The organism is Sphingopyxis sp. (assembly GCF_016463645.1).
GTDB lineage: Bacteria > Pseudomonadota > Alphaproteobacteria > Sphingomonadales > Sphingomonadaceae > Sphingopyxis.
In genome coordinates, this window is sequence record NZ_JAEMQX010000151.1 from 1 (window position 1) to 8,041 (window position 8,041).

The 8,041-nt window shown below is 64.6% G+C and carries 7 protein-coding genes and 1 pseudogene; 7 read left to right on the forward strand and 1 reads right to left on the reverse strand.

Translation table 11 applies throughout. The features are described 5' to 3' along the window. The 7 genes and pseudogenes from sucC to JHC57_RS19615 form a co-directional block, all read left to right on the forward strand. A pseudogene (sucC, locus tag JHC57_RS19585) lies at positions 1-236 on the forward strand (succinate--CoA ligase subunit beta); the annotation flags it as partial. A gap of 111 nt (positions 237-347) precedes the next feature. Beyond that, the gene (locus JHC57_RS19590) at positions 348-1,097 is read left to right on the forward strand and encodes an electron transfer flavoprotein subunit beta/FixA family protein (protein WP_294032248.1); all 750 of its coding nucleotides are present in this window, start codon (positions 348-350) and stop codon (positions 1,095-1,097) included. Continuing rightward, complete coding sequence (locus JHC57_RS19595; protein ID WP_294032250.1) at positions 1,094-2,023, forward strand: electron transfer flavoprotein subunit alpha/FixB family protein; 930 nt, start codon at positions 1,094-1,096, stop codon at positions 2,021-2,023. Before JHC57_RS19590 ends, JHC57_RS19595 begins: the two co-directional genes overlap by 4 nt. Before the next feature lie 5 nt (positions 2,024-2,028). Further along, a complete protein-coding gene (locus JHC57_RS19600) occupies positions 2,029-3,369 on the forward strand; it encodes a TIGR00341 family protein (RefSeq protein ID WP_294032251.1) in 1,341 nt (446 codons plus the stop codon). Between the two features lie 96 nt (positions 3,370-3,465). Then, positions 3,466-4,746, forward strand: coding sequence for a serine hydrolase (locus JHC57_RS19605; protein ID WP_294032253.1), 1,281 nt, complete (start codon positions 3,466-3,468; stop codon positions 4,744-4,746). A 56-nt stretch (positions 4,747-4,802) separates the two neighbouring features. After that, a complete protein-coding gene (locus JHC57_RS19610) occupies positions 4,803-5,792 on the forward strand; it encodes a cupin-like domain-containing protein (RefSeq protein ID WP_294032255.1) in 990 nt (329 codons plus the stop codon). Between the two features lie 89 nt (positions 5,793-5,881). Then, positions 5,882-6,799 (forward strand): energy transducer TonB, encoded by a 918-nt coding sequence (locus JHC57_RS19615; RefSeq protein WP_294032256.1) that lies wholly within the window; start codon positions 5,882-5,884, stop codon positions 6,797-6,799. Between the two features lie 100 nt (positions 6,800-6,899). Here the strand turns inward: JHC57_RS19615 and JHC57_RS19620 are convergent. Next, positions 6,900-8,041: hypothetical protein (locus JHC57_RS19620; RefSeq protein WP_294032258.1), on the reverse strand; the 1,142-nt coding region annotated here is incomplete at its 5' end.

Consider the following 8,041-nt stretch of genomic DNA (forward strand, 5'->3'; position numbering starts at 1 on the left):
AGGGCATCCTCGTCAACATCTTCGGCGGCATCATGAAGTGCGACATCATCGCCGAGGGCATCGTCGCCGCGGCGAAGGAAGTGAATCTCTCGGTTCCGCTCGTCGTCCGCCTCGAAGGCACGAACGTCCAGCAGGGCAAGGACATCCTTGCGAACTCGGGTCTGCCGATCGTGGCGGCCAACGATCTCGGCGATGCGGCAAAGAAAATCGTCGCCGAGGTTGCCAAGGCGGCGTGATAATCCATCCCTTCCTCGCAATGACGGGGAAGGGCAGGGACTGCTGATTGACGTTTACGTAAACGCCAATTATGGCGCAGTGCACAATTTGCTGAGAGGAGCTTTGAGCCCATGAAAATCCTCGTCCCCGTGAAACGGGTGCTCGATTACAACGTCAAGCCGCGGGTGAAGGCCGACGGCACCGGCGTCGACCTCGCCAATGTGAAGATGTCGATGAACCCGTTCGACGAGATCGCGGTCGAAGAAGCGATTCGCCTGAAGGAAAAGGGCGTCGCGACCGAGATCGTCGCGGTCAGCGTCGGCCCGGCGAAGGCGCAGGAAACGCTCCGCACCGCGCTCGCGATGGGCGCCGACCGCGCGATCCTCGTGCAGACCGACGATGACGTCGAACCGCTGGCGATCGCGAAGATCCTGAAGGCCATCGGCGACGCCGAAACCCCGGGCCTCGTGATCCTCGGCAAGCAGGCAATCGACGGCGACAACAACCAGACCGGCCAGATGCTTGCCGCGCTGACCGGCTGGGCGCAGGGCACCTTCGCCAGCGCGGTCAATGTCGAGGGCGACAGCGTCAGCGTGACGCGCGAAGTCGACGGCGGTCTCGAGACGGTGAAGCTGAAGCTCCCCGCGATCGTCACCACCGACCTTCGCCTCAACGAGCCGCGCTATGCCTCGCTGCCGAACATCATGAAGGCGAAGTCGAAGCCGCTCGATACCAAGGCGCCCGCCGATTACGGCGTCGATACCGCGCCGCGCGTCAAGACGGTCAAGGTTTCGGAGCCGCCCGTCCGCTCGGCCGGCGTCAAGGTCGCCGATGTCGATGAACTGGTTGCCAAGCTGAAGGCGATGGGAGTGCATTCATGAAAACGCTCGTTTGGGTCGAACATGACGGCAGCGCCGTCAAGGATGCCACGCTCGCCGCGGTGACCGCCGCTTCGAAGCTCGGCGAAGTCCATCTGCTTGTCGCGGGTACCGGCGTCGATGGCGTCGCGAAGGCGGCCGCGCAGATCGCCGGTGTCGGCAAGGTTCATGTCGCCGACAATGCGGCTTTCGGTCATAACCTGCCCGAAAATATCGCGCCGCTCGTCGCCGAACTGATGGCCAGCCACGACGCCTTCGTCGCGCCTGCCACCACGACCGGCAAGAATATCGCGCCGCGCGTCGCCGCCCTGCTCGACGTGATGCAGATTTCGGAAATCCTGTCGGTCGAGGGTCCCAAGACCTTCACGCGCCCGATCTACGCCGGCAACGCGATCGCGACCGTCGAAAGCTCGGATGCGAAGCTCGTTCTCACCGTCCGCGGCACCGCCTTCGAAAAGGCTGCCACCTCGGGCGGTTCGGGTGCGGTCGAAGCGGTGGGTAGTGGCGGCGACGCCGGCATCTCGAGCTTCGTCGGCGCCGAAATCGCGAAGCAGGATCGTCCCGAGCTCACCTCGGCGAAGATCATCGTGTCGGGCGGCCGCGCGCTGGGTTCGAGCGAGAAGTACCAGGAAGTCATCGTCCCGCTCGCCGACAAGCTCGGCGCGGCGCTCGGCGCGTCGCGCGCCGCGGTCGACGCGGGCTATGTCCCCAACGACTATCAGGTCGGCCAGACCGGCAAGATCGTCGCGCCGGAGGTCTATTTCGCGATCGGCATCTCGGGCGCGATCCAGCATCTCGCCGGCATGAAGGATTCGAAGACGATCGTCGCGATCAACAAGGATGAGGACGCCCCGATCTTCCAGATCGCCGACCTCGGCCTCGTCGCCGATCTGTTCAACGCCGTTCCGGATCTGACGGCCAAGATCTGATTGCCGTGACCGGCGATCATCCCGGGGTGCCCGGCCTGGGCGACGCGCCGTTCAACGCGGGCGGCCGCCGGGCGACCCGGATCGACGATCAACACGAAGCGGTCGAGGACGACGACGCCCTCGACCGCTCGTTGATTCTGGCGAGCGTTGCACGCGACGCGCGGCTCGATCGCAAATTCCTGTTGCTGATCATCCTCGCCGCGATGATCGCGACGCTCGGGCTGCTGCAAAGCTCGACCGCGGTCGTGATCGGCGCGATGCTCGTCTCGCCGCTGATGGGCCCGATCATGGGCGTCGGCTTCGGCCTCGCGACGCTCGAAAGCAACCTGATCCGGCGTTCGCTGGTGACGCTCGCCGCGGGTATGGCGGTTGCAATCCTCGTCGCGATGCTGATCATCTGGCTGTCGCCGATCCGCGACGTTACCCCCGAACTGCGCGCGCGGACGCAACCGACGCTGCTCGATCTCGGCGTTGCGGTGGTCGGCGGGATCGCGGGCGTCTACGCGATCATGCGCAAGCTGTCGGGCGTGATGGTCGGCGTCGCGATCGCGACAGCGCTCGTCCCGCCGCTATCGACCGTGGGCTTCGGGCTCGCCACCGGGCGCTTCGATTTCGCCGTCGGGGCCGCTTTGCTGTTCCTCACGAACACGCTTGCGATCGCCTTTGCCGCGACGATCGTTGCGCGGCTCAATCATTTCGGTCCGTCGCTGACGCCGCAGCATACCGCGATGCAGGTGGCGGGGATTGTCGCGACGCTCGGCATTCTTTCGATCCCGCTCGCGCTGACGCTCAACAGCCTCGCGGGCGAGGTTCGCGCGCGGTCGGTCGTGCAGACCGAACTCAGATCGCTGCTCGGCGAAAGCGATCGCGTCGACAGCCTCAATGTGCGGCTGGAGCGCGATGCGATAGCGATCGACGGCGTTGTGCTCGTCGATCGCTATGCGGGGCAGCTCGACAAGAAGCTCGCGGCAAGGATCGGTGCCGAACTCGACCGCGAGGTGCGCGTCAATATCGTCCAGCTACGCCAGCAGACCAATGCCGCCGTACAGGTGGAGGAGCAGCTCAACCGGCGCCTCGCCGCGCTCGAACAGCGCGAGGAGGACAGTCGCGCGATCCTTACGGGGCTCACCGTCGGCGAATTGCTCCCGCGCGACCGCGTGCTGATCGATGCGCAGGCGCGCCGCGTCGTCGTCCAGCGCGACCGCGAGGCCGAAGGCGAACAGGTCGCCGCCGCGATCGATCGCATCGTGGCTTCGGTGCAGGCGGACTATCCGCAATGGCTGATCCAGAACGGCAGCTTCACGGCCGCCGAAACCCCGGCGGCGGAAACGGCCGCGGCCGAATAGGCTTTCGCAGACCTATTCGGGTTGACCCGCCGCGCCCGATCCCATGTGATGCGTCCCGATCACGGCGGCGAACGGACGGAACAGGGGAGAGAGGACATGCGCGGCAAGCGGCTGGCACTGGCGATGATGATGGCATGCGCGGGATCGGCAGCGATCGCTCCGCCGCTGCACGCGCAGGCGGTGCCCGCCGGGGCGCTGAAGATCGACAAGGCGCGCATCGACGCGGCGCTGAAGGCGATGATCGCCGATGGCCGTGCCGCGGGCACCTCGGCGCTGATCTGGCAGGATGGGCGCGAGGTCTATTTCGGCAGCGCGGGCATGGCCGACCGCGAGGCGAAGCGGCCGATGCGCCGCGACACGATCGCGCAAATCTATTCGATGACCAAGCCGGTGACCGGCGTCGCGCTGATGCAGCTGTGGGAGGCGGGTAAATTCCATCTCGACGACCCGCTGTCGAAATATCTCCCCGAATATACCGACATGCGCGTTTATGCGGGCAAGGATGCGGCGGGGCAGCCGCGCTATGTACCCGCCGCCCGGCCGATCGCGGTGCGCGACATCCTGCGCCACACCGCGGGCTTCGCCTATGGCGCCGGGCCGACCCCCGTGCACGACGCCTATGTCGCCGCCGATCCGCTCGCGCTGACGGTGCCGCTCGCCGAAGCGAGTAGGCGGCTCGCGGGCGTGCCGCTGCTCTATCAGCCGGGAACGCAGTGGGAGTATAGTATCGCGGTCGACGTGCAGGCCGCGCTCGTCGAAAAACTCTCGGGCCAGCGCTTCGACGACTATGTCCGCACACATATTTTCGAGCCGCTCGGGATGACCGAGACCGCTTGGCGTCAACCCGATACGCGGCTGCCGCGCTTCGCGGCGATGAATGTGAAGAAGGACGGCAAACTCGTCCAGCAGCCGGCGGTGGATGCGCAGACGCTGAATTTCCGCGATCATGCGCTGACTCCCGGCGGCTTCGGGCTCGCCTCGACGCTCGACGATTATTCGCGTTTCGCGCGCATGCTGCTGAACGGCGGCACGCTCGACGGCGCGCGCATACTGAAGCCCTCGACCGTGCGGCTGATGGCGACCGACCAGCTCGATCCCGCGATCAGGGAACGTGCGTGGCTCCCCGGCAAGGGCGCGGTCGGCTTCGGCTTCGATTTCGCGGTGCGCAAGTCGCCGCCACAAACGGCAGAGGAGAATCGCGGCGCGACGGGCGAATTTTTCTGGGACGGCATGGCCTCGACCTTGTTCTGGGTCGATCCGGCGAACAAGCTGACCGCGGTCTTTTTTGTCCAGACCATCCCTTATGACGGCACGCTGCACCGCGATTTCCGCGCCGCCGTCTATGGGCCGGACTATAGGGGACCGACGGGAGACTGAGCGATTGTCATATATTCGTCATCGACTGGCGCTTGAGCGGGGCCGAGGAGTTTCCGATGTCGCAGCCTGACAAACGCACCCTGCTGGCCGAGGGCCTTGCGGCCGGCGAGGACGATGCGGCGCTTCACACGCGTCTCGTCGGCGCGGGTGTATCCGCCGCGACGGCGAAATATGAGGTCGACCGGCTTGCGAGGGATCCGATGGCCGCGATGCTCCGGCGTCAAGCCGCACGCATGGCGAAGCAGGGCTGGCTGCTCGCGAACCAGCAGCGGCTTGCGTTCGAGGCCGACGGCGGTTTTGCGCTCGACACGCTTGCCGACCCGGCGCCCGATTTCTTCTACCGCCATCATTATGAAACGAACCGGCCGGCCAAGCTCACCGGCATCGTCGATCATTGGGCGGCGCTCACCCGCTGGTCGCTCGACCATCTCGCGGCGATCGCGGGCGATGCCATCGTCGAGGCGCAGGTCGAGCGCGAGCGCGATCCGGATTATGAACTCGCCAAGGACGACCATCGCCGCCTCGTCCGTTTCGCCGAGCTGATCGACTGGCTCCGCAAGGACGAGGCGAGCAACGACATTTATCTGACCGCCTACAACAGCGGGAACAATGCCGCGGCACTGGCCCCGCTCTGGGACGACATGGCGCCGATCGCGCTGCTCGAACAGCGCGATCGCGACGGCTTCTTCTGGCTGGGGCCGAAGGGGACGCTGACGCCCTGGCATCACGACCTTACGAACAATCTGCTGGTGCAGGTAATCGGTCGCAAGCGCGTGCGCATGGCGCCGCCGTGGGCGTTCGCGCGGATGCGCAACAGCCGGCATTGCTTCTCCGACTGGGGCAATGAGGCGCTGCCCGCGGGCGAAGGCGATGCGGCCAGTCCGCCGGTTCTCGAAACGATCATCGGCCCCGGCGAAGCCATCTTCCTGCCCGTCGGCTGGTGGCATCAGGTCGAGGCGCTCGATCTTTCCGCCAGCATGAGTTTTACGAGCTTTCGCCGGTCGAATGCGCATGCCGAGGACTATGCCTCTTACGGAACGCTTTAGGAGGACGGCCTGCCGCGATGCAGGCGGATCGCCTGCGGGACTGGATGAAGCCGGACGATGGATATATGGTCCCCTTTACGGGGGGTGGCATGAAGAAAACGGGCCTGGTTATCGTCGCGACGCTGATCCTTGGCTGTTCGCCCGGATGGGCGCAGGACAAAAAGGCTCCGCTCATCCTTGAACCCTCGTCGCCGTGGAATGTCGATTATGCCGCCGATTTCTGTCGATTGGCCCGGACATTCGGCACCGGTGATGAGAAAACATCGTTGCTGATCGATCGTTTTGCGCCGGGGGATCTCTTTCGCATGACGCTGGTGGGGGAAGTCACCAACGCCGCAAAAGGGGGCGGGCGCGCCAGGATTCGCTTTGGGACCGATGCGCCGGAACAGGAGGCTCATTTTTTCTCGGGCAGCTGGACGGGAAATATCCCCGCCTGGATATTCACGACCGGCACGCGTATCCGCCCCCGCACCGAAGCCGAACAGGCGCTGATCGACCGGGCCGCCAAACGATCCGGAGATCGCATGGACATTCCGGGGATAAGCGAAGCCGAAGAGGCGGCGGTTACCGAAGTCCATTTCGGTCGCCCCTTACGTCAGCCTCTCGTCCTGCGCACGGGATCGATGCAGGCCCCTTTCGCCGCGATGCGAACATGCACCGATGAATTGCTGACCCACTGGGGCATCGACGTTACGCGTCACCGCGAGCAGTCGGAGCCTGCGACCCCAATTACCCCGCCGGGACGCTGGCTGACCGATCAGGATTATCCGGCGTTGATGCAGGAGGAAGGTCAGCCGGGGCTGGTCAATTTTCGATTGACGGTCGGCGAGGACGGCCGGGCCAAGTCATGTCACATCCAGCAATCGACCAATCCCAAGGGGTTCGATGACGCGGTTTGCCGGGCGCTGATACGCAGCGCCCGGTTTACGCCAGCGAAGGACAAGGACGGCAAACCGCTGGTTTCCTATTATCTCAACAGTGTCCGGTTCATGTTCCCGCGAATGTGACAAGTCGCTGCCGGCCCACATGTGTCAGGCGGATCGTCGGTTGCGATGATGGAGCCTGCGCCGCCGGGCGGCTGGCAGCACCCGGCGTTTACGGGTCGTATCAGAACGGGCGGGTTACGGATGTCGCGACCCGGATGATCGCGATATCGTCACGATAACCGACGGCAGGCTTGCCATCGGCGCCGAGTGCCGGAGTGAATTTCCGGGTGCGCGCATATTCGCACGGGTGGCTTGCGTCGCTGATACCGTCAGCCCACAGGTTCCGGCAATCGATTACCGTTCCGCTTGCATCGACCTTGACTTCGTAAATGACTTGTCCGGCGATCGGATCGTCACCCCGTTTTTTGACGGATACCGGCGGATCGCCCTCAAGGCGTGGATCGTCGAGAAGCTTCGGCGGTAAAACCTGCGTGCGGAGGGCCTGCATGTCGATGCCCTGGTCGCTTAGAAAATCGTCATCGCATTTCTGAAGAACGGCGAAGGCGGCCTTGGCGTCGGTCCAGCGCATTCGGAGATCCGTCTTGCTGCCGGTAACGATTCGCACGGTCTGGTCGGGGGCCCAGCCTGTTCCCGCGAGAAAGCCCGTCACGAAACCGCGGATATAGGCCGCTGACGTTTTCGGTTGCTTCCCGGAAATGGTGCGGGCCGAGAAGGTCCGTTGCTGCGGTTCAAGTTCGAGCTGCAATTCGGTTCCGCCCGACAGACGCGGAATCAGCGATCCCAGCAGGACCATATCGACGCCACCGTTCACGCCGCGCCGCAACAGGCGTACCGTCAGATCGTCCTCGCCCGATTTGAACCGCCGTTCGATGCTGCAGCCCGCATTGCCGAAATCGACCTTCCATGGGGTTGCGGGAGTCAACTCGGCCGACGGCGCTTCCTTGGCCGTTGCCGTCGGGATCGCCCCGATGGCCGCCGCAGCCAGCGATGAAAGGATGATCCTGAACAAAAGCCCCCCGGCCGCGTCACTTGTCGCCAAAGCGAAGCGCACAAGGAAGTTGTGAGATATGGAGGCCGTCCGCAAGGGGAAATCGCCGATCTGACGAGATGGTCGCGGCTGCCTTGTCGCGCCTTGCGGCATCATTTTCACTTTCTTGTCGACCGATACGCCTGACGCGTTTGGTGGCTTGCGCTCGCGTACGATAGTCCGCACGATTATCCGATGACGGATTTTACTTCTCTTCTCTCTGTTTTTTTGGCGCGTGTATTGGGTGTTGGCGAGTTGTCTGGTCTGGTTCGCTT